At 59.4% G+C, this 25,201-nt stretch carries 22 protein-coding genes; 13 read left to right on the top strand and 9 right to left on the bottom strand.

All coding sequences use genetic code 11. The annotated features are described in order from the left end of the window. Positions 1-40: 40 nt before the first annotated feature. Positions 41-1,636 (bottom strand): flotillin family protein, encoded by a 1,596-nt coding sequence (locus RSK20926_RS16465; RefSeq protein ID WP_037255436.1) that lies wholly within the window; start codon positions 1,634-1,636, stop codon positions 41-43. A 134-nt stretch (positions 1,637-1,770) separates the two neighbouring features. Continuing rightward, positions 1,771-2,973, bottom strand: a complete 1,203-nt coding sequence (locus RSK20926_RS16470; protein ID WP_232281918.1) for a substrate-binding domain-containing protein — start codon at positions 2,971-2,973, stop codon at positions 1,771-1,773. A 16-nt stretch (positions 2,974-2,989) separates the two neighbouring features. Here RSK20926_RS16470 and RSK20926_RS16475 point away from each other — a divergent pair, with 16 nt between their 5' ends. Continuing rightward, positions 2,990-3,409, top strand: a complete 420-nt coding sequence (locus RSK20926_RS16475) for a MarR family winged helix-turn-helix transcriptional regulator (protein WP_232281919.1) — start codon at positions 2,990-2,992, stop codon at positions 3,407-3,409. Between the two features lie 328 nt (positions 3,410-3,737). On the opposite strand, the gene RSK20926_RS16480 is transcribed toward RSK20926_RS16475, so the two are convergent. Beyond that, entirely contained in the window at positions 3,738-4,136 is a 399-nt protein-coding gene (locus tag RSK20926_RS16480) for a hypothetical protein (protein ID WP_008208427.1), read from the bottom strand. A gap of 702 nt (positions 4,137-4,838) precedes the next feature. On the opposite strand from RSK20926_RS16480, the gene RSK20926_RS16485 reads away from it, so the two are divergent. Beyond that, complete coding sequence (locus tag RSK20926_RS16485) at positions 4,839-5,534, top strand: helix-turn-helix domain-containing protein (RefSeq protein ID WP_008208430.1); 696 nt, start codon at positions 4,839-4,841, stop codon at positions 5,532-5,534. 141 nt (positions 5,535-5,675) lie between these two features. Here the strand turns inward: RSK20926_RS16485 and RSK20926_RS16490 are convergent, their stop codons facing one another. The 4 genes from RSK20926_RS16490 to RSK20926_RS16505 form a co-directional block, all read right to left on the bottom strand. Then, positions 5,676-6,743 carry a heme-dependent oxidative N-demethylase family protein gene (locus tag RSK20926_RS16490; RefSeq protein WP_008208433.1) on the bottom strand — a complete coding sequence of 356 codons (1,068 nt, stop codon included), beginning with the start codon at positions 6,741-6,743 and terminating at the stop codon, positions 5,676-5,678. A 15-nt stretch (positions 6,744-6,758) separates the two neighbouring features. Further along, positions 6,759-7,721, bottom strand: coding sequence for a PDR/VanB family oxidoreductase (locus RSK20926_RS16495; RefSeq protein ID WP_008208435.1), 963 nt, complete (start codon positions 7,719-7,721; stop codon positions 6,759-6,761). Next, positions 7,718-8,314: a dimethylamine monooxygenase subunit DmmA family protein gene (locus RSK20926_RS16500; protein WP_008208437.1), complete on the bottom strand. Its 597-nt coding sequence runs from the start codon at positions 8,312-8,314 to the stop codon at positions 7,718-7,720. Before RSK20926_RS16500 ends, RSK20926_RS16495 begins: the two co-directional genes overlap by 4 nt. 68 nt (positions 8,315-8,382) lie before the next feature. Further along, on the bottom strand, positions 8,383-9,528 hold the full coding sequence (locus RSK20926_RS16505; RefSeq protein ID WP_008208440.1) for an aminomethyltransferase family protein: 1,146 nt from the start codon (positions 9,526-9,528) through the stop codon (positions 8,383-8,385). Positions 9,529-9,887: 359 nt separating this feature from the next. Between RSK20926_RS16505 and RSK20926_RS16510 the strand changes: the two genes are divergently transcribed. The 6 genes from RSK20926_RS16510 (at position 9,888) to glnT (ending at position 16,009) form a co-directional block, all read left to right on the top strand. After that, a complete protein-coding gene (locus RSK20926_RS16510; protein ID WP_037255443.1) occupies positions 9,888-11,261 on the top strand; it encodes an ammonium transporter in 1,374 nt (457 codons plus the stop codon). Positions 11,262-11,273: 12 nt separating this feature from the next. Then, positions 11,274-11,489 carry a hypothetical protein gene (locus RSK20926_RS16515; protein ID WP_008208443.1) on the top strand — a complete coding sequence of 72 codons (216 nt, stop codon included), beginning with the start codon at positions 11,274-11,276 and terminating at the stop codon, positions 11,487-11,489. Between the two features lie 151 nt (positions 11,490-11,640). Next, positions 11,641-12,570: a class II glutamine amidotransferase gene (locus RSK20926_RS16520; protein WP_037255446.1), complete on the top strand. Its 930-nt coding sequence runs from the start codon at positions 11,641-11,643 to the stop codon at positions 12,568-12,570. 1 nt (position 12,571) lies between these two features. After that, a complete protein-coding gene (locus RSK20926_RS16525; protein WP_008208447.1) occupies positions 12,572-13,249 on the top strand; it encodes a GXGXG domain-containing protein in 678 nt (225 codons plus the stop codon). 10 nt (positions 13,250-13,259) lie between these two features. Further along, a complete protein-coding gene (locus RSK20926_RS16530; RefSeq protein ID WP_037255499.1) occupies positions 13,260-14,597 on the top strand; it encodes an FMN-binding glutamate synthase family protein in 1,338 nt (445 codons plus the stop codon). 83 nt (positions 14,598-14,680) lie between these two features. After that, on the top strand, positions 14,681-16,009 hold the full coding sequence (glnT, locus tag RSK20926_RS16535) for a type III glutamate--ammonia ligase (protein ID WP_008208451.1): 1,329 nt from the start codon (positions 14,681-14,683) through the stop codon (positions 16,007-16,009). Between the two features lie 88 nt (positions 16,010-16,097). On the opposite strand, the gene RSK20926_RS16540 is transcribed toward glnT, so the two are convergent. Next, complete coding sequence (locus tag RSK20926_RS16540; protein WP_008208452.1) at positions 16,098-16,529, bottom strand: group II truncated hemoglobin; 432 nt, start codon at positions 16,527-16,529, stop codon at positions 16,098-16,100. A 133-nt stretch (positions 16,530-16,662) separates the two neighbouring features. Between RSK20926_RS16540 and RSK20926_RS16545 the strand changes: the two genes are divergently transcribed. Continuing rightward, positions 16,663-17,526 carry a DMT family transporter gene (locus RSK20926_RS16545; RefSeq protein WP_008208455.1) on the top strand — a complete coding sequence of 288 codons (864 nt, stop codon included), beginning with the start codon at positions 16,663-16,665 and terminating at the stop codon, positions 17,524-17,526. A gap of 27 nt (positions 17,527-17,553) precedes the next feature. Here the strand turns inward: RSK20926_RS16545 and RSK20926_RS16550 are convergent, their stop codons facing one another. Continuing rightward, entirely contained in the window at positions 17,554-18,495 is a 942-nt protein-coding gene (locus RSK20926_RS16550; protein ID WP_008208457.1) for a LysR substrate-binding domain-containing protein, read from the bottom strand. Between the two features lie 264 nt (positions 18,496-18,759). On the opposite strand from RSK20926_RS16550, the gene RSK20926_RS16555 reads away from it, so the two are divergent. The 4 genes from RSK20926_RS16555 (at position 18,760) to RSK20926_RS16570 (ending at position 25,193) form a co-directional block, all read left to right on the top strand. Then, positions 18,760-19,713 carry an ABC transporter substrate-binding protein gene (locus RSK20926_RS16555; RefSeq protein WP_037255502.1) on the top strand — a complete coding sequence of 318 codons (954 nt, stop codon included), beginning with the start codon at positions 18,760-18,762 and terminating at the stop codon, positions 19,711-19,713. 75 nt (positions 19,714-19,788) lie between these two features. Next, complete coding sequence (locus RSK20926_RS16560; RefSeq protein ID WP_008208462.1) at positions 19,789-20,817, top strand: quaternary amine ABC transporter ATP-binding protein; 1,029 nt, start codon at positions 19,789-19,791, stop codon at positions 20,815-20,817. Next, on the top strand, positions 20,817-22,799 hold the full coding sequence (locus tag RSK20926_RS16565; protein WP_008208464.1) for an ABC transporter permease: 1,983 nt from the start codon (positions 20,817-20,819) through the stop codon (positions 22,797-22,799). The genes RSK20926_RS16560 and RSK20926_RS16565 overlap by 1 nt, the downstream gene beginning before the upstream one ends. 21 nt (positions 22,800-22,820) lie before the next feature. Then, complete coding sequence (locus RSK20926_RS16570) at positions 22,821-25,193, top strand: DUF1989 domain-containing protein (RefSeq protein ID WP_008208466.1); 2,373 nt, start codon at positions 22,821-22,823, stop codon at positions 25,191-25,193. The last annotated feature ends 8 nt before the right edge of the window (positions 25,194-25,201 follow it).

Here is a 25,201-nt window from a genome sequence, read left to right on the forward strand (position 1 = left end):
TCCCTAATGTCATTCCTGTTGGTCCCGGACGGTTTTCCCGTCACTTGTCGATTTTGGGTTTTTCTTTGATCCGGTTGGCGTAATCGGCAGTGCGGCCTGCCAGATTGGCGTCGAAGTCGAGGCCGATTTCCTCACCCATCTGTTTCATTGCGGGCAGTCGCACGGCCATTCCAAGGATCTGATCCATGGCCGCCCCAAAAGCTCCGTCAACGCCTTCGCCAGTTCCATGGGTGCCGCCGGCCCCTGCAATCTGGTTGATCCTGATCGAGTCGATCTTCTCCACCGGCTTCATCATCTGCGTCATGATTTCCGGCAGGCGGTCGAGTTTGCGCTCTTCCAGACGCATCCGGATCACCGCATCGCCGAGGGTGTTCTCAGCCTGGTTCAGTGCAATACGGCCAGCGGCTTCGGCCTCCATACTGATGCGTTCAGCTTCGCTGGCTTTGGATTTTGCAGCGGCTTCAGCCTTGGCCTTTTCCAGCAGTGTTTCGACATCGCTCTTGACCTTGGCACTCTCGAGCTCAAGCTCCTTACTTTGTTTCAGCTGGGCGATTTCTCGCTCGCGCTCTGCAATGGCGCGTTCCTTCTGTGCCTGAACATTTTCCGCGGCGAGAATGACCTTGGCGCGCGCCTCTTCTTCTTCCGCGCGCGCCTCGGCTTCTGCTGCGCGTTTACGGGCAATCAGAATATCGTTTTCGATCTTCTCTTCTTCGAGGGTGCGGATGGCTGCCATTTCGGCTTTGCGCAGCGCCTCATCGCTTTCTACCTGTGTCGCTTTCACCCGCTTTTCGTTCTCGATCCGGGTGGTTTCGCTGGCGAGCTTTGCCTCATCGCGGGCTCTCTCCTCGCGGGATTTTGCATCCGCTTCGAGCTTGGTAAGATGCTCATGTTGCGCAATCTCTGCTTCCCGTTCAGCGCGGCGTAGCTCAAGCTGTCGTTGATGCTGGGCCAGATGACTTTCGCGAACCGCAACTTCAGCTTCGGTTTCGATGCGGATACGTTCCTTGCGTTGATCCGCGACCAGCTCTGCCAATTGCCGCATGCCCTGGGCGTTGAACGCATTGTTCTCGTTCCATTGACCAAGGTCGCTCTGATCAACCGCAATGAGTGAGGCAGAAACCAGGGTCAGCCCCAGCTTTGCCGCCTGAGTTTCAATGGCCTTTGCCACATCCGTGGAAAAGCCAGACCGATCCAGGTGAATGTCTTCCAAGGTGCGGGCGGCTGCTGCGCGTTGAATGGCATCAACAAGAGATCCCGCGAAGACATCCTTGACGGTGTCACCGCCGCGCGCGATCCGTGCTCCCAATGCCTGTGCGGCTGTTGCGATGCCTTCCTCTGTTGGCGCCACACGAAGTTCAAATTCGAACCGCACATCTGCCCGCATTTTATCCCGGGTCAGAACCGCGTCACGGCCTTCGCGGCTGACGCTGAAAGTCAGCGCTCCCATCGACACCTTTTGCACCTGGTGCAGGATGGGAAGGGACAGACAGCCGCCATCGGTGATAACACGGCGCCCCCCGAAACCGGTGCGCACCAGTGCAGAGTCCAATGTCGCTTTCGCGTAGTATCTTTGCAGAAACCAGATCGCGATGAGCGCGACGACTACCAGCAGAACCAGCGTGATTACCCAAGCCAAGGCAATTCTCCCCATTTGATCGATCAATGGACCAAGCGTCCGCGATCTATTCCTTCGCTAAAGCGTGGGGGAATTTATTTTCCATTTCAAGCTTTTTATTTGAAATGGAAATCAAAAGCAATCAACCTATTGTTCTACAACTCTTTAATGACCTCCAAATTCAATCCATCTGCGCGTGCTAGATAGATGGGCGCGCGCTCGCTCTTGTTGATGGACAATTGTTTGCGACCACTGCGATGAACCACTGGCAGGGCAGCACAAACACTGTGCTCTCGCCAGACAGTCGCGTGTCGCTGCATCAATCCGGCCAGGAAATGCACGCCCTCATAGGTGGACTGGCCCAGGGTATTCAGGACCGGCGCCTGCTCTCCGTGCACGCGATAGTATTTTTCTTTGAAAGCTGCATTCGCCTCCGTTGGCAATCCGCCAAAATAGGAGGCGGCGGCGAACATGCGTTGGCTGTTACTTGCCCCGCATCCCAGCAAACCATTCTCATCAAGCGCGCAGGACAATCGGAGCATTCGGTTGTGTAATTTTGCCTTGCCAAACGCCCGATTAAACGTAACCGCGTCCTGACCAATCAGAGAGATCAGCACCGCCTCCGCGCCTGACCGGGATATCTCTTCCACGAACTGGTTCATGTTTTTCAGGCCAAAAGGAAGGTACTTTTCATAGGCCAAACCAACTGACATCTCCTGCAGTTTGACCTTGGCATAGTTATGTGTGGTTCTGGGCCAGACATAATCGTTGCCAATCAATGCCCAGCTTCGGGGCCGATATTCATTTTGCAGAAATGTCAACGCGGGGCCTAGCTGTTCATCCGGTGTTTCACCAATCGCAAACAGTCCATCCGTTCGCTCGCCTCCTTCGTAGAGTGGCGTGTAAATATAGGGTACCCTTTGGCGGACGATCTTGCTTAATCGATGACGAATAGAACTGATATGCATGCCGACAATCGCATCGATCGATTGGGTTTCGATCAGATCATTCACGGTCTCTTCGATCGAAATACTCGCTTCTATGGCGGCGTCGATCATGATCAGTTGCACCTTGCGGCCATCGATGCCATTCGCCCGATTTAGCTCCTCGACGGCGACCTGCGCACTAGAGATACAAGAAGGCGCCCAAAGACCTGCTGCACCACAAAGCGGGATCAAAAGGGCGATCCGATAGGTCCCTTTGCTGCGCAACATCGGGTCATCGCGCAGTTCCTCTAGTTCAGTTGGTACAGCCAAAAGAGTCGTCAAAGTAGCGCAGCCCTTTCTGGATTTGTCAGAGACCGCTACATACCAATTGATTTTACTTTCCAAGTCAAATAAATTTAGACCGTCAATCACAGGTGCCCCGATGCAAATGAGCCCAAGTTCAATTCAGGACTATCTCACTTATGCCATAGCTGCAGCGCATCGAAAGATGTCTGCTTCCCTGAATGCGCGCCTGAAGCAACACGGAATTCAGATCGAAGCATGGCGCATTCTTGAGACATTGGAAGCGGGTCAACGCCTAACCATGGGGCAACTTGCTGAGGTCGTATTGATGAACCCACCAACCCTGACCAAACTAGTGGATCGAATGGTTTCGGACGGATTGGTTCACCGGCAAGTGGCGCAGGCTGACCACCGCCAGGTCAATGTTCTTCCCACCGCTCTGGGGAAAAAGCGAATGCTACAGATCCGGCAGGAGGTGCAAGCACAAGATGCAGAATATCAGTCTTTGCTTGGACAGGAAGAGGCTGACAAACTCATCGCGCTGTTGCGCGGAGTGGTTCAGTAGCGCGCATATTCCTGATCTGACCCGCGTTTGCGGTACATCGCTGGTTGGAAACGTGCCAACCTATTGTGACGAAAAACTGGCGGCTTCAAACTGACGTCCTTCCAGCGTTAGCCGAATTAATTCATCTTGTTCAGCTTGCAGTAAGGATAAGTAACGCGGCGGTTGGTTTTTGGGCAATTGAACCACGGCGTCCAAGCAAGGGGTGTACCGTTGAAGCCCCAGAAAGTCGCAAAACTGGGAGAGTTCCCGTCGTGGCCTGAAGATGACATCTTCATATCACAGGACCAGTCAACGTTCTGGAGCAAGCGCTCTGAATTGGAGCAGGCTGCTATGCATCAAGGCTGACCAACAGGATGCGACATCTTTTATAGAGGGCGTGGTGTTCAAAGGCAGCCAGTTCTGCAGCCCAGCTCTCAAGCCTCTCTCTAAGATCGAAAAAGGCCAGTTCCTGTCGGCGCGCTTGTGCCATATTCTCATAAAGACTTGAGGATTGCGGCAATATCACCGCCACACGCTCAGCCTTGAAAGGGGATTTGGCAAGGCCTTTGCAAGCATCAACCCTGCTCCAATCCATCCGCTGCATCAGCGGGTCATGGCATAAAATCACCTCGCCGCCCAAGGCGCGAAACGCTGCCAGTTTCTGAGTGCTCTCGCGAGCGGCCCGCGTATTCTCCGGAACGAGGCATACAAGTGGCGTGCGGCGCTCTGGTTTCTCCAACGCACCCAAGTGCTATTGCACATCACAGGCATAGAGCAAACCGGGATCAAAAGCAGGGAAGGACAAGCCAAAATGCCCCTCTGCATGTCCAGGCAATGGCCCGGCAAGCAATTGTTCGTCGCCAAAGAGATCATGTCCAATTCCAAGGCAAAGCGGCTCTCCAGATGCTCTGGCAACAGTTCAGCAAAAGCCCCATGACGGAGATTGCCAAGCCTTCCACGCGCCAGAACCCTTTCTATCGACTGTTCCCGATTTAGCTTGGGCGTAGCAGATTTGCTTAAAGCCGTAGGGCAAACCTGCGAGCACCTTTGGTGACTGCCTTACTATAATCAGTGTCAATCAGTATTGGCCCACAATCTGGATGCACCCCCTCCAGCCCTCGTGCAAGCACCAGCATTGGTCGTAGCGGCATCCTATGCCAGCGGCCGTGTTTCCGCTTCAGCTTCCGTTTTGGTGAAATCTCTTCCGCCTGAGATTGGGGCACTCTAACCAAAACTCTCTGCGATCATGAGCGAAGACAGCTAGCAAGGCCAAAGCCATCATAATTCCTAGGGTGAGTGATGCCGAGCATTTGGCGGCCCGGCCGAGTTTTGTGCCCTGCTGCAACGGTTGCCCAATGACCAGGCCCTTCCGGCTTGCTATTTTCCTTTCGGGAAACTTTCATGATATGAATAGTGTCGGAGCGACGGTGGCATTTTTCCTTTTGCAGAAATGCCCTATGACGTCGCTAAGAGGCGCAGATCAAAGAGGCTCGGTTTGGACAAGAAAACCAATGAAAAGACACCCAAGCTGACGCAGAATCCGCATAGCCTGCGCAGCAGTGACCGTGAGAAGGTGCTGGAGGTGGCCATCGGCCGCGAAGTCCGGGCCTTTCGGCGGCAAAAGGAGATCACCGTTGCCGAGCTGGCGCAGATCACCGGTCTGTCGATCGGTATGCTGTCGAAGATCGAGAACGGCAATACCTCGCCCTCGCTGACCACGCTGCAGATCTTGGCCAATGCGCTGTCTGTTCCTCTGACCAGCTTTTTCCGTCGCTTTGAGGAACGCCGCGAGGCGGTGCATACCAAATCCGGCGAAGGGGTGGAGCTGGAGCGCGAGGGCACCCGCGCCAATCACCAGTACAACCTCCTGGGTCATATCGGCGCCAATGGTTCCGGTGTGATTGTCGAGCCCTATCTGATCACGCTCAGTGAGGAGTCGGATGTCTTTCCGACCTTCCAACATGGCGGCATCGAAACGATCTATATGCTGGAGGGGCAGGTGGAGTACCGCCACGGCGATGAGACCTATTTGCTGGAGGCGGGCGATACCCTGTTCTTTGACGCCGACGCGCCGCATGGGCCGGAGAAGCTGGTAGAGTTGCCCGCGCGCTATCTTTCGATCATCAGCTATCCGCAGAACACCTGATCTCTTCAAGCGTGTTTGGGTCAGCAGTGGAGCGGATCTGACGACGCCAGACCCTGGGAGGCGCGAAGCGCCCTCCCGTGGGGAGGGTCGGGCGCTGCCCGGCTGTTTAGCCGGGCATATCTTTGCTGACTAGGAGCAGGTTCACCTCTGCAGCGGCGGTTCCGTTTCCCGGTCCGGCCAGATCCCGGGCGAGGTCGGCAGCCCATCGTCAAACCTGCTGAGGTAATCCAGCATCAGGGGACGGTTGTCGATAAAGCCTTTGTAGGTGGCCAGTTCCTCCGGCAGGTCGCGGATCACGCGATGCAACCGGCGGCCCCATTTGGGCACCGTCATCAGATCCTCAAAGGCGCAGAGATAGCAGCGGATCGGGAAGGCCAGCGCATTGGAGCGCGGCAGCCTGAAGAAAGTCTGCAGCTCAACCCGCAAATGCTGTTTCTGGCCGATATTCTCTGACGTCAGCTCCGTCTTCTGAATGCCCCATTTGTGATAGTTCTCCGGGCTGGTATCCAGGAGCGGGTTCACCGTCATGGTCCAGTTGAGCCGCCGGGCCGGCGCCCCCTGCTGGATGTTCAACAGGAACTTCAGCGCGCGGACAAAAATACCCATCTCGTGGGCCTTTGGCACCGGGGCATGCCACTCGAAAAAGTTCATGCCGATGTCGAAATCAAGGCTCCAGTCGGCCTGGGTGGTGACCATTCCGGCATCCATCCACAGCATGTCGTCGCGCTGGTCGAGGACGGCAAAATCCCCCTGTGCCTGACGGGTGATGTATTCCATCGGGCCATAGGGCAGGGTGGTTTCATCGAGGAAGGTGAAAGTGTCGTCGATCCCCAGGGGCTTGTTCACCCAACGCCAGCGGTTGCCGTCGCGGTGCAGCTCAAACAGATCCGGGTAATCCTCGGATTTGCTGACCATGATCAGCTCCAAGAGGTCCCAGCCCGCCAGAGTCATATGCGGCAGCGACTGGCAGCGCAGCGGATCCTGATCCAGCACCAGCGCCCGGTCCTTCATCTCTGAGACGTAATGCTCATCGACGTCAAAGCGCTTTTCATAGACCGAGCCCTTGGGCCCGCCCCGGTGCTGCTCCATGTTGACCGAATACATGTAGCTGTCTTCGTGAAACGGGAAGGGAAAGCGTTGAATGGCCCAGTCCGAATTGCGGAAGGTGTAATCGTCCCGGAAGCTTTCGGTGTTGAATTGAATAGTCATCTTAGGTGCCTCCTGTCAGCGGTCCAGCACGAGGGTCTTGCCCTCGAACCGGGAAACGCAGGGCATGATTTTTCCGCCGCTGGCGTGTTCGGCCTCGTCCAGCCAGTGATCGCGGTGAATGAAGTTCCCCTGGTAGTCGATCACCCGGGTCTCGCATTGGCCGCAGGCGCCGCCGCGGCAAAGGTAGGGTGCATCGACGCCTTCGCGCTCCATCGCTTCCAGCAGGCTTTCGTGCTCGCCGACCTCGATCACCTTGTTGGAGATCGCCAGTTTCACCTGGAAAGGCTTGCCAGGCTTTGGTGCCAGGAACTCCTCGTAATGGATGTTGTCCGCAGGCCAGCCCTCCGCCTCGGCGGTGGATTTCACCCAGTCGATCATGCCTTTGGGACCGCAGACATAAACATGGGTGCCCAGCGGCTGGCCCTCCAGCAGATGGTGCAGCGCGATTTTCTGATCCTGATCGTCGTAGTAGATATGGGTCTCATTCGGATGGCTGTGGGTCAGCTCATCCGCATAAGAGCCCAGGGCTTCGCTGCGGCAGGAGTAATGCAGCTCCCAGTGGCCGTTGAACCGTTCCAGCTGGTGGATCTGCGCCAGGAAAGGCGTGATGCCGATGCCGCCGGCAATAAACAGATGCTTGCGCGCCCGCAGATCCAGGGAAAACAGGTTCACCGGATAGCTGATCACCATCTCGTCGCCGGTTTTAACCTGGTTATGCATGAACAGCGAGCCGCCCCGCCCCGCGTCATCGCGCCGGACCGAGATGGTATAGGCGCTTTGATCATAAGGGTCCGACATCAGGGAGTAGGGGTTGAGCCGGGTGATGCCGCCGTCCTGCATTTCCACCACCGTATGGGCGCCGCCGGAGAAGGTCGGCAGGAGGCTGCCGTCCAGGGCTTCGAAACGGAAGCGGGTGACCAGCTCGTTCAAAGGGGTGATCTCGGTGACCTTGACCCGGATTTTCTCTGCGCCGCTCATTCGTAGATCCCCTTGGGTTCTGGAATATTTCCGTGATCCTCGGCATCGACCCGCACGCCCTGATAGGCGGCAAGGCGGCGCGAATAGTGATCCCGCACAAAGAGATGCAGCCCGCAGTGGGAACACTGATAGGGGTCGGTTTCGACATCCTCGGTGATCCCCTTGCAATGAACGCATTGCATCCGGCGGGCGGTGGAGCCGCGGTGCTCGGTCTGGATGGCGCTATGGGGAATGCCGGCGCTCATCATTTCCTGTATTGCTTGGCCCATCAGCCCCTCGGTGCCGGCCAGATAGACCTGCAGCCCCATATGCCCGTCCGTGAGCACCCGGCGGATGCGGGGCAGGGAGGCCTCGTAGGATGGCCCCTCATAAAGCTGCGCCGGATTGAGCGCGCTGAGGCGCCCGGCGTAGTCCTTGCCCTTGGGAATATGGATGATGTGGCTGTTTGCCATCAGCTCGGGCGTGGCAATATCCAGGATCGCCTCGGCGCCTTCGGCATCGGCAATCATCAGATGCGCTTTGCCCTGCCGTGCCTCCAGGCTGCCCCAGACGGGGCGGCTTTTGATCGAAGGTGGAAAATCGAATTTTGACATTATGTCCTCATGTGAGTCCTGGCGCCCGTCGGGAAGGCGGGAGGGGCCGCCTTCCCGGGGCAGCTGGGTCAGCCCTTTGCGGTGCGGATCGATTTGTCCTGATCGTAGAAGGGCATCTCAGCGGCGCGGGCCGCAATCAGGCTGCCGTCGCCATTGCGCACGGTAAGTTCGGTTCCGGGCTTGGCGCAATCCACCGGCATCCGGGCGATGCCGACATTGTGGTTGTTGACCTCTGAGTGCATGCCAAAGGTGACAACGCCGACCTTCTCGCCGTTCTGCAGCAGATCCGCGCCCTCATCCGCCGGAGCCGTACCCTCCAGGATGACGCCGTAGATCTTGAAGCGTTCCTTGCCTTGGGCGGCATAGTGGTTCTCGGCGCCGATAAAGCCGGTCTTGCCGGGGGAGACGGTGAATTCCAGCCCCAGCTCCCAGAGGGTGTCGCCGCAGGGTTCGCCCTCAAAGGGGTAGGTCTCTGAATTGTCGCCGGGATAGAACAGCAGGTAGCTTTCGGTGCGCAACAGATCAAGGGTGGAGAATTGCACCGGCCGGATGCCCATGTCCTTGCCGCCTTCGAGGATGCTGTCCCAAAGATGCACCGCATCCTTGGCCTGGCAAAAGATCTCATAGCCGCGCTCGCCGGTGTAACCGGTGCGCGAGATCATCACTGGGCAACCAAAGAGCTTGGTCTGGATAATGCCGAAGTAGGCCAGGTCGCGGATGCCGGGTACATGCCCGGCCAGGAAATCCACCGCAACGGGGCCCTGCAGCGACATATCATGCAGGTCGTCGTCAAAGATCACCGCGCAGTTTTTCGAAGCCGCAACGCTTGCGAGCTGCTCCATGCCGGTGCCGGTGCCATGCACCACCATCCAGGAGTTCACCGACAGGCGGTAGATGATGCAGTCATCCACGAATTTGCCCTGATCATTCAGGATCGAGGCATAGGTGGAGCGGCCGGGCATGATCTTTTCGACATTGCGGGTGGTGACCCGGTCGATGACCTGGGCGGCGTGCTCGCCCATCACATGCACCTTTTTCAGGCCAGAGACATCCATCAGCCCCGCCTTGGTGCGGATGGCCTCATAATCGGCCTTAGCCCGCTCCGGGCTGTGGTCATAGAACCAGGCGGTTCCCATGCCATTCCAGTCTTCCAGCTCTCCGCCAATCTCCGCATGGCGCTGCGCCAAGGCAGACCTTCTCCACATGATGGCCATCTGCAATCTCCCTAAGATCTCTTGTCATGTTCGCTGGAGATATTCAGGCCGAGATTGGAGTCAAAATCAATACTTCAGTGCAGATTTTTTTCCTAACAGGAATATTTAGCGGCTTAGCCCACAAAATATTTGGGCTAACTCGAGTCCTTTGGTGCAGCGCAGAATACCCGATCCCCCCTATTTCACAGGGGTTTTAGCTGAAATGCGACATCCCGGCGCGGCATTGCGGCAAGACGAATGGCATCACAAAACAGTTGACAGCCTCGGCTTCGCTGTATCCCCTAAGGATAATCTATTTCCTGTGGGGAAACTAAAAGCGACGCATTCCAACAACCAAAAGCGAACAGGGAGAGGAAACCGTGGACGGAAATCTCAACGCGCTGACGACAGTCTTTACCGAGTTTTATTACTGGGTGACCGTCGTCTTTATGTTCTTAATTCATGTCGGCTTCTGCATGTATGAGGTGGGGGCCAGCCGCCACCGCAACCATATGCATACGCTGATGAAAAACGTTATGGTCATCCCCTTGGTGACCGTCACCTTCTTCTTCTTCGGATGGTGGATCTACTGGGCTTTCCCGGATTTCCCCTTCTTCGGCGGCCTCAACCATGAGGCGGGCAATGCGAATCTGCCCTGGTCCGAGACCATGGGCACCAACCTGAGCGACCGAATCACCGGGGTGTTCTGGGCGGCCTTCCTCTTGTTCTCCTGGACCGCGGCTTCCATCGTCTCCGGCGCGGTGATCGAGCGGATCCGCTCTTCAGCGCTCTGGGTGCATGCTGTTCTTATCGGTTCTGTCTGGTGGATCATCGACGCTGCCTGGGGTTGGCACTATGCCGGCTGGATGGTGAAATACCTTGGCTATCACGATGCCTATGCCTCTGGTGTGATTCACGCCATTGCCGGCGGCTATGCCCTGGGTGTGATCATGGTGCTGGGGCCACGTATCGGCAAATTCGCCAAGGACGGCACGCCGCGCGATATCCCGCCGCATAATCCTTGGATGCTGACCATCGGGATCTTTCTGATCTACACCGGCTTCTGGGGCTTCTATGCGGCCTGCAACGTACCCGCGATTTCGCCTGAGGCGATTGGTGGCCAGATTACCGGCACTACCTGGACCGCAACCAATATCTATCTAGCGCCCACGTCACTGTCGGCAATCACCTTCAACTTCCTGATGTCCCTCTCTGGCGGGCTGATGGCGGCCTATGTGGTCTCTCGTGGAGATGCCTTCTGGACTTTCTCCGGCGGCTTGGCCGGGGTCATCACTGCTTCGGCGGGCAATGACCTCTATCACCCGATCCAGGCAATGCTGGTGGCAGCCGTTGGCGTGGTCATCGTCTACAACCTGCACTACTGGGTTGAGCGCCGTTTCAAACTGGACGATGCGGTCGGTGCGGTTGCCGTGCATGGCTATGCCGGCGTTGTCGGGCTGGTGATCTCCGGCTTCATGCTCTGGGGCGTGCCTGCCTCGCCATTCGAGGGCTATGCATCGATCAATCCCGTTGGCCAGACCGTCGGCGCCTTGATCATGTTCTTCGGGCTTGGCTTTATCCCCGCTTGGTGCGTTGCCAAGATGCAGGCCGCTGCCGGTGTCCTGCGGATCCCGGAGGAAGTCGAACTCCAGGGCCTCGATTACGCTGAGCACCATGCCTACGAGGATGCCAAGGCAGAGATCATCGAAGCCGACAAGGCCCATCTGGCCGCAGCCGCAACCCCTGCAGAATAAGGAGAGAGCGTTATGTCAACGATAGGATATGAAAGCTGGGCGGTGGATCTAGCCGAGGTCGGCGCGATCTACCCCTTCCAGGGTTCCGAAGTGTTGATGACCATACTGGGGGTGATCTTCTGGGTCGGATGGCACCGCATCCAGTTTGTCCGGGAAGGCAAGCATCTGGAGGAGGCCCGCCGTGCCGGCGATCCGGATAAGGTGCGGGAACTTCTGGAAAAATACTGACCGCAATCCCCTTGCGAAGAACAGAAAGAGCGGCTGGCTATCCGGCCGCTCTTTCTCTAACAGGAAAAAAATATTCCTGGCATTATTGATTGAGCCTGGCGTTGGTGATAGCGTCGAATCAACGAAACACCCTGACGGAGGACTGAATTCCATGTGCGGGATTGTAGGATTATTCCTCAAAGACCAGTCACTGGCGCCCCAGCTCGGCGCGATGCTGACAGACATGCTGATCACCATGACCGACCGCGGGCCGGACAGTGCCGGCATCGCGATCTACGGCGGCAGCGAGGCCGGGCGGGCAAAGCTCACCGTGCAATCGCATACGCCTGATGCCGATTTCGAAACCCTGGCCGCGGACCTCAGCGAAGCGCTGCAGGACCAGGTTTCCCTGCAGCAGATCGACACCCATGCGGTGCTGGATTTGGCCTCTGAGAAGCTGGCTGACGCGCGCCGACATCTGGCGGCGCATCATGACAGCGTGCGGGTGATGAGCGAGGGCGAGAGCCTGGAGATCTACAAAGAGGTGGGCCTTCCCAAAGATGTGGCGGCGCGCTTTGATCTCGGCAGCATGAGCGGCAGCCATGGCATCGGTCATACCCGCATGGCAACCGAATCCGCTGTCACCACCATGGGGGCGCATCCCTTCAACACCGGCCTCGACCAGTGCCTGGTGCACAATGGCTCGCTCTCCAACCACAACTCCCTGCGCCGCAAATTGCGCCGCGAAGGGGTGCATATCCAGACCGAGAACGACACCGAAGTTGGAGCCGCCTATCTGACTTGGAAGATGCGCGAAGGTGCTTCGCTGGGTGAAGCACTGGAGTCGAGCCTCGACGATCTCGACGGGTTCTTCACCTTTGTGGTCGGCACCAAGGACGGCTTTGGCGTGGTTCGCGACCCGATCGCCTGCAAGCCCGCGGTTATGGCTGAGACAGACCAATATGTGGCCTTTGGCTCGGAATACCGCGCCCTGGTCAACCTGCCCGGCATCGAAGACGCCCGGGTCTGGGAACCAGAGCCCGCAACGGTCTACTTCTGGAGCCACAACGATGCTTCGACCTCTCAGGACAAGGCGGCCTGATATGCAGCAATTTGATCTGGAAGCACAGGGGCTGCGCGCCCTCAACTCGACCCTGCATGAGCAGGCGGGCAGCAGCAATCAAACCCAATGGGAAGTGGTGAACCCGCGTGGCAGCCATGCCATCGCCGTCGGCCTCGACGCACCGATTGAGGTCAATGTGAAAGGCTCCACCGGCTATTATTGCGCCGGCATGAACCAGCAGGCCACCGTGCATGTGCATGGTTCTGCCGGGCCTGGCGTGGCCGAGAACATGATGAGCGGCACGGTGATTGTCGAAGGCGATGCCTCGCAATATGCGGGCGCCACCGGTCATGGCGGCACCCTAGTGATCAAGGGCAATGCCTCCTCGCGCTGCGGCATTTCGATGAAGGGCATCGACATCATCGTGCATGGCAATATCGGCCATATGTCCGCCTTCATGGCGCAGTCCGGCAATCTGGTGGTCTGCGGCGATGCCGGCGACGCCCTGGGTGACAGCCTTTACGAGGCGCGTCTCTTTGTGCGCGGATCGGTCAAATCGTTGGGGGCGGATTGCATCGAAAAAGAGATTCGGCCTGAGCACCTGGAACTGCTGGCAGAGCTTTTGGAACGCGGCGGCTGCGACGCCAAGCCGGAAGAGTTCAAACGCTACGGCTCGGCCCGCAAACTTTACAACTTCAACATCGACAATGCTTACTGAGGGGATGGAGATGAAAGACGACAATCACGGCATTCCCCGGACGGTTCCGATCCAGTCGGCAACCTTCAGCAATCCGATCAACGCCGAAATCCGCCGCGCTGCGGCCACCGGGATCTATGACATCCGCGGCGGCGGCGCTAAGCGCCGGGTTCCGCATTTTGACGATCTCTTGTTCCTGGGCGCCTCGATCTCACGCTACCCGCTGGAAGGCTACCGGGAGAAATGCGAGACCAAGGTCACCCTGGGCACCCGCTTTGCCAAGAAGCCGATCGAGCTGGAAATCCCGATCACCATCGCCGGCATGAGCTTTGGAGCCTTGTCCGGCCCCGCGAAAGAAGCGCTGGGGCGCGGCGCCTCGATGGCGGGCACCTCGACCACCACTGGTGACGGCGGCATGACGCCCGAGGAGCGCGGCCATTCCACCCAGCTGGTCTATCAGTACCTGCCTTCTCGTTACGGCATGAACCCCAATGACCTGCGCAAGGCTGATGCGATCGAGATCGTGGTGGGGCAGGGTGCCAAACCCGGCGGCGGCGGCATGCTCTTGGGGCAGAAGATCTCTGACCGGGTTGCGGAAATGCGCACCCTGCCAAAGGGCATCGACCAGCGCTCCGCCTGCCGGCACCCGGATTGGACCGGCCCCGATGATCTGGAGATCAAGATCCTGGAGCTGCGCGAAATCACCAATTGGGAAAAGCCGATCTACGTGAAGGTTGGCGGCACCCGGCCCTATTATGACACCGCTCTGGCGGTGAAGGCCGGCGCCGATGTGGTGGTTCTCGATGGCATGCAGGGTGGCACCGCTGCCACCCAGGATGTCTTTATCGAGCACGTTGGCCTGCCGACTCTGGCCTGTATCCGGCCCGCCGTGCAGGCGCTACAGGATCTGGGCGTGCACCGCGAGGTGCAGCTGGTCGTCTCCGGCGGCATCCGCACCGGTGCGGATGTGGCCAAGGCGATGGCGCTGGGGGCTGATGCAGTCTCCATCGGCACCGCCGCCATGGTTGCCATCGGCGACAATGACCCCAAGTGGGAAGAGGAATACCAGAAACTGGGCTCCACCACCGGCGCCTATGACGATTGGCACGAGGGCCAGGATCCGGCGGGCATCACCACCCAGGAAGCGAAACTCGCCTCCCGTCTGGACCCGGTCGAAGCGGGCCGCCGGCTGCGCAATTACCTCAGCGTGATGACGCTGGAGGCGCAGACCATCGCGCGCGCCTGCGGCCATAATCACCTCCACAACCTGGAGCCGGAGGACCTCTGCGCTCTGACGATGGAAGCCGCCGCCATGGCCAAAGTGCCCCTGGCGGGGACCGATTGGTATCCAGGCAAACCGGGTTTCTAAACAGCAATACCAAAGGCGCGGCGGTTTCATTGCTGCGCCTTTTTCAGATGAAAACAGGACAACAGGGAAAGGGGAGACAGACCATGACGACAGATCTGGCTGCTTTCGCCAAAGAAAAAGGCGTCAAGTATTTCATGATATCCTTCACCGATCTGTTCGGTGGGCAGCGGGCCAAGCTGGTTCCGGCGCGGGCAATCGCGGATATGCAAGAGGATGGCGCAGGTTTTGCAGGTTTTGCCACCTGGCTCGACCTCACCCCAGCGCACCCGGACATGCTGGCGGTGCCGGATCCCGACGCGGTGATCCAGCTGCCATGGAACCCCGAAATTGCTTGGGTGCCTGGCAATTGCGTGATGGAGGGCGAGGATGTCGCACAGGCGCCGCGCAACGTGCTGCGCCGTCTGATCAAAGAAGCTGCGGACGAGGGCCTTCACGTCAAGACCGGCATCGAGGCAGAGTTCTTCCTGCTGACCCCGGACGGCGAGCAAATCTCCGACCCCTTCGATAGTGCCGAAAAACCCTGCTATGACCAGCAGGCGATGATGCGCCGCCTGGATGTGATTCAGGAAATCAGCGACTACATGCTGGAACTCGGCTGGGGTGCTTACCAGAACGACCACGAAGACGCCAATGGCCAGTGGGAGATGAACTGGGACTTTGATGATGCGCTGAAGACCGCGGATAAGCACTCTTTCTTCAAGTTCATGGCAAAATCCGTGGCCGAGAAACATGGCTTCCGCGCCACCTTCATGCCCAAGCCCATCGAGGGTCTGACCGGCAATGGCTGTCATGCGCATATCTCCGTCTGGGACGCTGCGGGCTCGGATGCCAGCGTGAATGTCTTTGCAGGCGAGGGCGAGGGTCCGACCGGCGAAGTGGGCCTTGGTGAGCGCGGCAAGCACTTCCTCGGCGGTATCATGAAACATGCTTCTGCCCTGGCGGCGATCACCAACCCGACGGTGAACAGCTATAAGCGGATCAATGCGCCGCGCACCATGTCCGGGGCCACCTGGGCGCCCAATACTGTGACTTGGACCGGCAATAACCGCACCCATATGGTACGGGTGCCGGGACCCGGCCGTTTTGAACTGCGGCTGCCTGATGGGGCCACCAACCCCTACTTGTTGCAGGCGGTAATCATCGCAGCGGGGCTGTCCGGTATCCGTACCAAGGCAGATCCGGGCCCACGGCATGACATTGACATGTACGCCGAAGGCCATACCATCACCGATGCGCCGAAACTGCCTCTCAACATGCTGGATGCCCTGCGCGAATACGACAAGGACGAAGAGCTGAAGGCAATGATGGGCAAGGAGTTCTCCAACGCCTATCTGAAGATGAAGCAGCAGGAATGGAACTCCTTCGTGAGCCACTTCAGCCGCTGGGAGCGCGACAACACTCTTGACATCTAACTGTCCGGTTCCGGCAGGTCCACCTTCCCCAGGTTTCCCTCCCTGCCAATGCCCCGGCTTTGCGGCCGGGGTTTTTTGTTTCAGGCCGTTAGCTGGACGCAGGCGCCTGCTGCGCCGGAGCCTCCAGCCGCCAGTCGGGCACATCATTGACCAAAGAGAGCGCGGCCCGGCGCAGGCTGGCGCGCAGCCGTTCCACCGCCGGGCCTTCCATGGCGCAATCTTGAAGTGCGGCATCAAAGGTTTCGAGCCAGAGCTCCGCATCGGCCTCGCGGATCGGCACATGAGCATGGATTTCGCGCATGTTCATATGGCCAAAGCGTTCCTTATAATAGGCCCGCCCGCCCAGAAAACCGCAGAGGAATTCGAACTGCGTTTGCCGGGTGTGGTTGAGGCCATGGCCGCGGAAATGCAGCCGGTGCAGCGCATGCACCGCCGGGTCGGTTTCCATCCGGTCATAGAACCGCTCCACCAATTTCCGAAGGCGGGCCTCTCCGCCGATTTGCTCCAATGCGCTTTTCATCTCCGCTCCCAAACATTCCTGATGTGAAAAATAATTTAACACCAGTATTGCTTCGCCCGCAGCTTTGAGCAAGTCTGCTGGCGGGATTTCATGCGGGTTCTGTTGTTGCCCATGTTCGGTTCCTGGAGGGCCAATGAGTGCTTTAAGTCTAGGTTTGATTGCGGCCCTGTGTTGGGGCCTGCATGATTTCTCAGTCCGGTTTCTGAAGGATCAGGTGCCGCTGATGGGTTCCCTCATGGTGGTCCTGGCTGTGGGCCTGCTTTATGAGGCCGGCGGCATTGCTCTCGCAGGGGCGGGGTTTCTGCTGCCGGGCGGTGCCAGTTTCTACGCAGTGGCCGCCGGGCTTTGCTATCTGATCGCGGGCCTTGCCCTCTATGCGGCTTTCCGGCGAGGGCCGGTGGCCCTGGTGGCGCCGCTGATCGCCAGCTATCCGATCCTTTCGGTGCTCTTCGCGCTGTGGCAGGGGGCCGAGGTGCCGCTGTGGCAATGGCTGGCGGTGCTGATCATCGTTGCCGGAGTTGGCTTTGCCGCCGGCGGCGAGACAGAACATGAAACCGGGCATGGGGAGGAAAGCACCAATGCAGGCGGCGGAGGAACAGCCGTTGCCCTGTCGCTGATCGCTGCGGCGGGGTTTGCCAGCACCTTTGCCCTGGGCCAGACCGCTGCTCTGGTGGATCCGGCGGCGGCCAACCTGCTGACCCGTCTCACGGCGCTGACCCTCTTGCTGGTGCTGATGCTTCTGACTCACCAGTCCTTCTGGCCCGGACTGAAACCCCTGCCGGTTCTGATCGTGATGGGCCTCTTGGACGGGGTGGCGCTGCAATCGGTGCTGGCGGCGGGCAGCCTGCCACGGGCTGAATTCGCCTCGGTGGCCTCTTCGGTATTCGGCATGCTGACAGTCGTTCTAGCCTGGGCCTTTCTGCGCGAGACGATGCGCCTGCAGCAGTGGCTGGGCTGCGTGGCGGCCTTTGCTGGGATCGCTGTGCTGGCTTACTGAAGAGGCCTTGTCAAAACGGGTGCCAATTCAGACACCGGCGGCCCGGCCGGCATAGCGTTTGCGCTGCGCGCTCTGCTCAATGAGCCAGTTCTCGACAATCTGCTTTTCGGGAAAGCCTTTGTGGCTGGTGTTTTTCAGCAGGTAATAGCCGGACTCGGTGCGCACGGCCCGGTCTCCCAAGGGGCGGACCAACTCGCCGGCCTCCAGCAGGTGGTCCACCAGATGCCCCCAACCAAGTGCCACGCCTAGCCCATCCAGCGCGGCCTGGATCGCCAGAGGGTAGGTGTTGAAGGCTACCGCGCGCTCCAGCGGCGCATCGCTGACATCGCTGCGGGTCAGCCAGGTTTTCCAGGTCATCCACTCCGCATGGCTGCTGGTCACCTCGATCAGGTCAAGATCCGGCAAGGAGGCCAGATCCCCCGCCTTTGGGTTGCGCGCCAGATAGCGCGGGCTGCAGACGGGAAACACCGTCTCGCCAAAGAGCATATGCGACTCATATCCGGGCCAGTCGCCCTCGCCGCGCAGGATCGAGAGATCCATCTCATTGGCGAGGCATTCGGCGTCGCTGTCCGAAGAGACCAGGGTGATTTTCACCCGCGCGTTGGAGCGGTTGAACTTGCGCAGGCGCGGCATCAGCCAGAGTGCTGCAACCGAGTTTGTTGCCGCCAGATTGATCGAATTGGCCTGATGATTGGCAAACATGTCCCGGCTGGCCTCGCGCAGGATGTCCATCGAGCGCTCAACCGAGGTAAGCAGCGTGCCGCCCTGCTGGGTCAGAGTGATCGAGCGGTTGCCGCGCACAAAAAGCGGCACGTTGTAGTGCTGCTCCAAGAGGCGCACCTTGCGGCTGATTGCGGTCTCGGAGATGTTCAGCTCATCGCTGGCACGAGCAAAGCTGCCGGTTTTGGCTGCGGCTTCAAATGCTAAAAGATAGTCCAGCGGCGGAAGAATCTTCTTCTTGCTCAGCATGTGAACGGGCACTCCAGATTGGGCACTTGCAGCGCGAATGTTTATTTTTGGGGAATTTATTTTCCTGACAAGGAGTGCCCCGAATCGTCAATAGGCTGATTAAACCATGAAAATTATCATTTGCCTCTAATTTCTTTAGCCTAATGCAATCAAATCTCTTTGCAGAAATTCGTGAAGATACATGCAGAATGCCCTGAGCCGGGATCATCAGAATCCCGCGGCGGAAACGCCATAAAAGACCGCCAAAAGCACCAGGGAGCAACCATGAAACTTACACGCATCTTGTCCGCAGCCGCCTTGACCGCCGTAACCGGAAGCGCCGGCCTTGCCGCCGACAGCAGCGATCCGATTGTCATACCTGTCCACAACTGGTCCAGCCAGATTGTGATGTCCAATGTCGTCGGCCAGATCTTTGAAGAAATGGGCAACCACGTTGAATACGTCACCACCGACAGCCAGGCGGTCTATGAATCCGTCCGTCTCGGCGATGTCTCGCTGGAGATGGAAGTCTGGGAAGGCGCATTCGGTGCCTCCTTCCGTGCCGCGCTGGAAAAGGGCGGCTTGCATGATGCCGGCGATCACGATGCGGTCACCCGTGAGGACTGGTGGTATCCGCTCTGGACCAAAGAGGCCTGCCCGGGCCTGCCGGATTGGCAGGCGCTGAACGACTGCGCCCATCTCTTTGCCACCGCCGAGACCGGCGGCAAGGGCCGCTATCTGGACGGGCCGGTGGACTGGCTGAAGCACGGCAAGGAACGCGCCGAGGCGCTGGATTTGAACTTTACCGTGATCAACGCAGGATCTGCTGCGGCCCTTTGGGCTGAAATCGGCGCCGCTGAAGCAGAGAAGAAGCCGGTTCTGGTCTTCAACTGGACACCGAATTTTGCCGAAGCCGTCTGGCCGGGTGAATTTGTGAACTTCCCCGCCTGGGAAGACGGCTGCGACAAGGACCCGGCCAAGGGCCCGAACCCCAATGCGCTTTATGACTGCGGCAACCCGGCCAGCGGCTATCTGAAGAAAGCGGCCTGGGACGGTATGGAAGGCAAATGGCCCGCCGCATATTGTGCCCTGACTAAGATCTCCTTCACCAATCCGCAAATCGCCGAGATGGCAAAGCTGGTTGATACCGATGAACTGGAACCGGAAGAGGCCGCCGAAGAATGGCTGGCTGCCAATCGCGCGGCTGTTGATCCCTGGATCAGCGCCTGCAAAGGCTGACTTTCGCTCTAGATCTATACGTGGCCCGCGGCACAACCCGCCGGGCCGCGTTTGCCCCCAGTACCGGACCTTCCCATGCCCTCCTCATCCCCCGTGATCTCAGCCAAAAACGTCTGGAAGCTCTTTGGAGCCTCGCCAGAGAAATATCTCGCCAATATGGCCCCGGGCCGCTCCTTCGATGATATCCGCGCCGATGGCTACATTGCCGGGGTCAAGGATGTTTCGATCGAGGTCGGGCACGGCGAAATGCTGGTGATCATGGGGCTGTCCGGGTCCGGCAAATCCACCCTGGTGCGCTGTTTTTCCCGCCTGCACGACATCACCGGCGGCACCATCGAGGTCGAGGGCCAGGACATCATGGCCATGGATGAGCGCGCGCTGATTGAGCTGCGCCGCAACAAGATGGGCATGGTGTTCCAGTCCTTTGGGCTGCTGCCGCACCGCACGGTTCTGGAGAATGTGGCTTTTCCGCTAGAGATGCGCGGCCAGGACCGTCACGAACGCCGTGCCCGCGCGCTGGAGGTGATCCGCCTGGTCGGGCTGGAGGGGCGCGAAGAATACTTCCCCCGCGAGCTTTCCGGCGGCCAGCAGCAGCGGGTGGGCATTGCGCGCTCATTAGCGATTGAGCCGGACATCTGGTTCCTGGATGAGCCTTTCTCGGCGCTGGATCCGCTGATCCGCCGCGAGATGCAGGATGAGTTCCTGCGCCTGCAGGAGATGCTGGGCAAGACCATTGTCTTCATCACCCATGACTTCGACGAGGCCCTGCGCCTGGCGGATCGGATTGCCATCATGCGCAATGGCGCGGTGGAGCAATGCGACACCCCGGATCAGATTGTGATGAATCCGGCCACGGAATATGTGGCCAAATTCACCGAAGAGATCGACAAGGCCCGCGTTGTCCACGCCCGCGGGCTGGCCTCACCGCTGAATGGCACCGCAGTGGAGGGCGCTGCAATCGATGGCGGCGCTACGATCCATGATCTCGCACGCCTCTTGATCAATGACACCCGCGCGCATCTACCCGTCGCCGATGCCAAAGGAGCCGTGACCGGCGTGCTGCAGCGGCAAAAGGCGCTTGATCTCCTGCTGGGAGACGCCTGATGGCCACGCTCTCAACCGATTTACCAAAAAAGGCGCCGGGGTCCGGCACCAAGGCCCAGGTGCTGCAGCTGCTGCTCGGCGCGGCTGCCCTGCTGACCCTGGCGCAATACCTGAACCTGCTGCCCGCCTGGCTGCACCGCTTGCCCGAGGGAGTTATCCCGCCCACGGCGCAGATCTTGGACGCGGTTTTTGCCTTCATTCAGAATGATCTGGGCCTCATCCATGTCACCCGTTTCATTGCCGAGGGGCCGCTTGAGTTCCTCCTGGATACCTCTGCCAACCTGCTGGAAGGCAAACGCCGCTGGCCCTATCTGGGGCCGGTGCCCTGGGCGGCTGTGGCCGGAGTGGCCGGTGTTATTGGCTATGCGCTTGGCGGCTGGCGGCTGGCAGCCCTTGGAGCGGGGACCTTCATCTGGACCGCATTGATCGGCCAGTGGAAAATGGCGATGCAAACCATGTCGGTGCTGACCGTCGCCGCCCCTTTGGCCTTTGCCATCGGCCTGGGCTTGGGCATCGCTGCCTGGAAGTTCGCTTGGGTTGAGCGGGTGCTGAAACCCATGCTCAGCGTGCTGCAGACCCTGCCATTCTTCACCTACCTTCTGCCGGCGGTGATCTTTTTTAAAGTCGGGCCAACAGCCGGGGCTGTGGCGACGGTGATCTTTGCCATCCCACCGATGATCCTGATGACCACCCTGGGCCTGAAAAAGGTCAGCCCTGAGGTGATCGAGGCCGGAAAGATGTCCGGCTGCTCGCGCTGGCAGATGCTGCGCCATGTCTATGTACCTGCCGCCCGCACCGAAATTTTGGTGGGCGTAAATCAGGTGATCATGCTCTGCCTCGCCATGGTGGTTCTGACGGCCTTTATCGGCATGCCGGGGCTGGGCGCCAAGTTATTGGCGATGATGGGCAGCTTCAAACTGGGCCGCTCCTTTGAGATCGGTGTCACCATCGTGCTGCTCGCGGTCACCCTGGACCGGATGTCCAAAGCCTGGGTGGTGAAACAGCCGGTGCATTTTGAAAAGGGCACACCCTGGTGGATCCGTCACCGCATGGTGCTGACGGCGCTGGGGGTCTTTCTGGGCTTTATCCTGCTGGCGCAGCTCTTCCCGATCCTGGGCAGCATCGGGCGTAAGCAGCACTTTAGCCAGGGCAAGGAAATCGACGTGCTGATCAAGGGTTTCCTGGCGCTGGACGGTATCCGCGCGGTGACCGAATGGCTGCGCTGGTTCCTCAATGTAAAAGTACTGATCCCCTTCCGCGATACCCTGCTGTCAATCCCAACCCCGGCATTCATCCTGATGGTGGTGAGCTTCTCCTACTGGCTGGGGGGGCGCCGTCCGGCGGTCTTTGCGGCGATCTTCTTCACCATCGTGGCCTTCTCCGGCTGGTGGGACCGGTCCATAATTACGCTTTATGCAGTGATCTCGGCGGTGGTGCTGGCGATGATGATCGGCATTCCGCTGGGCATTCTGGCCTCGCGCTCCGAGGCCTGGTCGCGCCGGGTGCTCCTGGCCTGCGACACCGCGCAGACCTTCCCCAGCTTTATCTACCTGATCCCGGCGATCATGCTCTTTGGCGTCAATGATGTGGCGGTGGTTTTCTCGATCCTGATCTTCGCCACGGTGCCGCTGACCCGTTACACGGTGGAGGGCCTGCGCACCGTGCCCCCGGAAATGACCGAGGCTGCGGATATGTCCGGCTCCACCCGGCGGCAGAAACTCCTGTCAGTGCAGCTGCCTCTGGCGCTGCCCACCATGGCGGTGGGCTTCAACCAGGCGATCATGTTTGCCTTCTTCATGGTCATCATCGCCGCCTTCATCGGCACCCAGGATCTGGGCCAGGAGCTGCAGCGTACCCTGGCGGGAACCGAGCTGGGCAAGAACTTTGTGCTGGGGCTCAACGTCTCTTTGATGGCGCTCACCTTTGACATGGCAATCACAGCCTGGGCAGAGCACCGCAAACGGGCCCTCGGCCTGGATTGATAGAGCAGGGAAGATCAGAAAATGAACGTGCAACCGATCTTTGAAGTGCCCTTTGAGCGGCGCGGCGTGCTGGCGCCTGGCTTGCCCATCTTGCCCCACGGAGTAGAGCGCCACCCGGTTCCGGGCGCAGGCTCCCGTGCTGTTGCCATCGCCAAAGGGGATCAGATCACCCTCTTGGACCGCGACGGCATGCAGATGGCAGAGATGGTGATCTTTACCCCCGACCGCAGCTCGCGCGCCGGATACCTGGGCGCAACAGGGCAGGGGCAGCCCGACGGGATCATCGCCACGCTTGCAAATGGTTCCCGCTCCGGCCGCAAGGTGCTGCGGGCATTGGAAGCCGCCGGTTTCGACATCGGCCAGGGCGACGCAATTCGCGTCTTTGAGGAAGGTTCCCAGGCCGGCGACATGGCGAGTTTTACCGCCGAAGTAGACGGCCTCTTGATCGTCGCGGCCCCCGGCGCGCCGATGCGGCCCGAAGAGCAGAACCCGCCGACGGATATCATCCTCTATGTGAAACGCGCCGCCCCCGGGCGGGAAAAACCCGATATCACCGCCCCGGATCCGCTGGCAGACCCTTTGCAGGACTACAATATCCTGCCGGGCAATGCCCAAAGCTATGAGGTGAAGGCGGGAGAGTTCATCCAGATTCTGGACGTAAAGGGCCGCGAATGTTCTGATTTTCAGGCCTTTAGCCTGCGCGCCCTGGACAAGGGGATCGAGCGCGAGATTGACCCGACCACGACCCGCAGTCTGATGGGCAATCTCTATCCGGCACCAGGGATCTTCTCCAAGTACTGGTCGGTGGATCAGGAGCCCTTGGTGGAAATCGTGCAGGATACCTGCGGGCGTCACGACACCTTTGGGCTGGCCTGCACCGCCCGATACTATGAAGATCTGGGCTATCCCGGCCACATCAATTGTTCGGACAATATCAACCGGGATCTGGCGCAATACGGCATCAGACCGCGCGGTGGATGGCCGGCCATCAACTTCTTTTTCAACACGCTTCTGGACGAGACCAACGCGATCAGCATGGATGATCCCTGGTCACGCCCCGGCGACTATGTGCTGCTGCGCGCGCTCACCGATCTGGTCTGCGTCAGCACCGCCTGTCCCTGCGACATCGACCCGGCCAATGGCTGGAACCCGACGGACATCCAGGTCCGCACCTATAAGGCGGGAGAGGATTTCTCCCGCTCCATCGGCTACAGAAAATCTGCGGAGGCGGATGTGGAAAAAACTAAGAAAACCGCGTTTCATGAGTGTTTTGCACGCCATACCCGCGATTTCATCGAATACAATGGCTATTGGCTGCCCAATACCATGACCAATCACGGCGCTATCGCCGAATACTGGGCCTGCCGCGACAAGGTGGCGGTGATGGATCTGAGCCCGCTGCGCAAATACGAGGTGACGGGCCCCGATGCCGAAGAGCTGATGCAGCTCTGTGTGAGCCGCAACATGAAAAAGCTGAGCGTAGGCCAGGTGGTCTATACCGCCATGTGCTACGAGCATGGCGGTATGATCGACGACGGCACCGTCTACCGGCTGGGTGAGACCAACTTCCGCTGGATCGGCGGCAATGACACAAGCGGCCTCTGGCTGCAGGAGCAGGCTGGCAAACGCGGCCTCAATGTCTGGGTGCGGAACTCGACGGATCAGCTGCACAATATCGCAGTGCAAGGCCGCCACAGCCGCGAGATTCTCAGCCGGATCTTCTGGACCCCGCCGCAGCAGCCCGCCGTTGAGGAACTGCCTTGGTTCCGCCTGACCGTCGCGCGGGTGGGGGATGTCGCCGGAACTTCGGTGGTGATTTCCCGCACCGGCTACTCCGGCGAGTTGGGCTATGAGATTTTCTGCCACCCCAAGGACGCGGTGGAGATCTTTGACCGGGTCTGGGAGGAGGGCCAGGAGTTTGGCATCACCCCGCTGGGGCTGGAAGCACTGGATATGCTGCGCATCGAAGGCGGACTGATCTTTGCGGGCTCCGAGTTTGACGACCAGACCGATCCCTTCGAGGCCGGCATCGGCTTCACCGTGCCGCTGAAATCCATGGAAGATGACTTTATCGGCCGCACCGCTGTTGAGGAGCGCAAAGCCCATCCGCATCGCAAGCTGGTCGGCTTTGAGGTCGAAGGCGGAACTATACCGGCGCCCGGAGATTGTGTCCGCATAGGGCGCGCCCAGGTGGGCGAGATCACCAGCGCGATGAAATCTCCGATTCTAGGCAAGGTCATCGCCTTAGGCAGGGTCTCCACCACCCATGCGGAGATCGGGACCGAAATTGAGATTGGTCAGTTGGACGGGCAACAGAAACGGCTGCGCGCCAAAATCGTACCCTTCCCGCATTTCGACCCGAAGAAAGAGCGCGTGAAGGGTAACTACGACTAAAACCCTGC

Origin of the sequence: Roseobacter sp. SK209-2-6 (genome assembly GCF_000169455.1) — a bacterium.
In the GTDB taxonomy this organism is placed as follows: domain Bacteria; phylum Pseudomonadota; class Alphaproteobacteria; order Rhodobacterales; family Rhodobacteraceae; genus Pseudophaeobacter.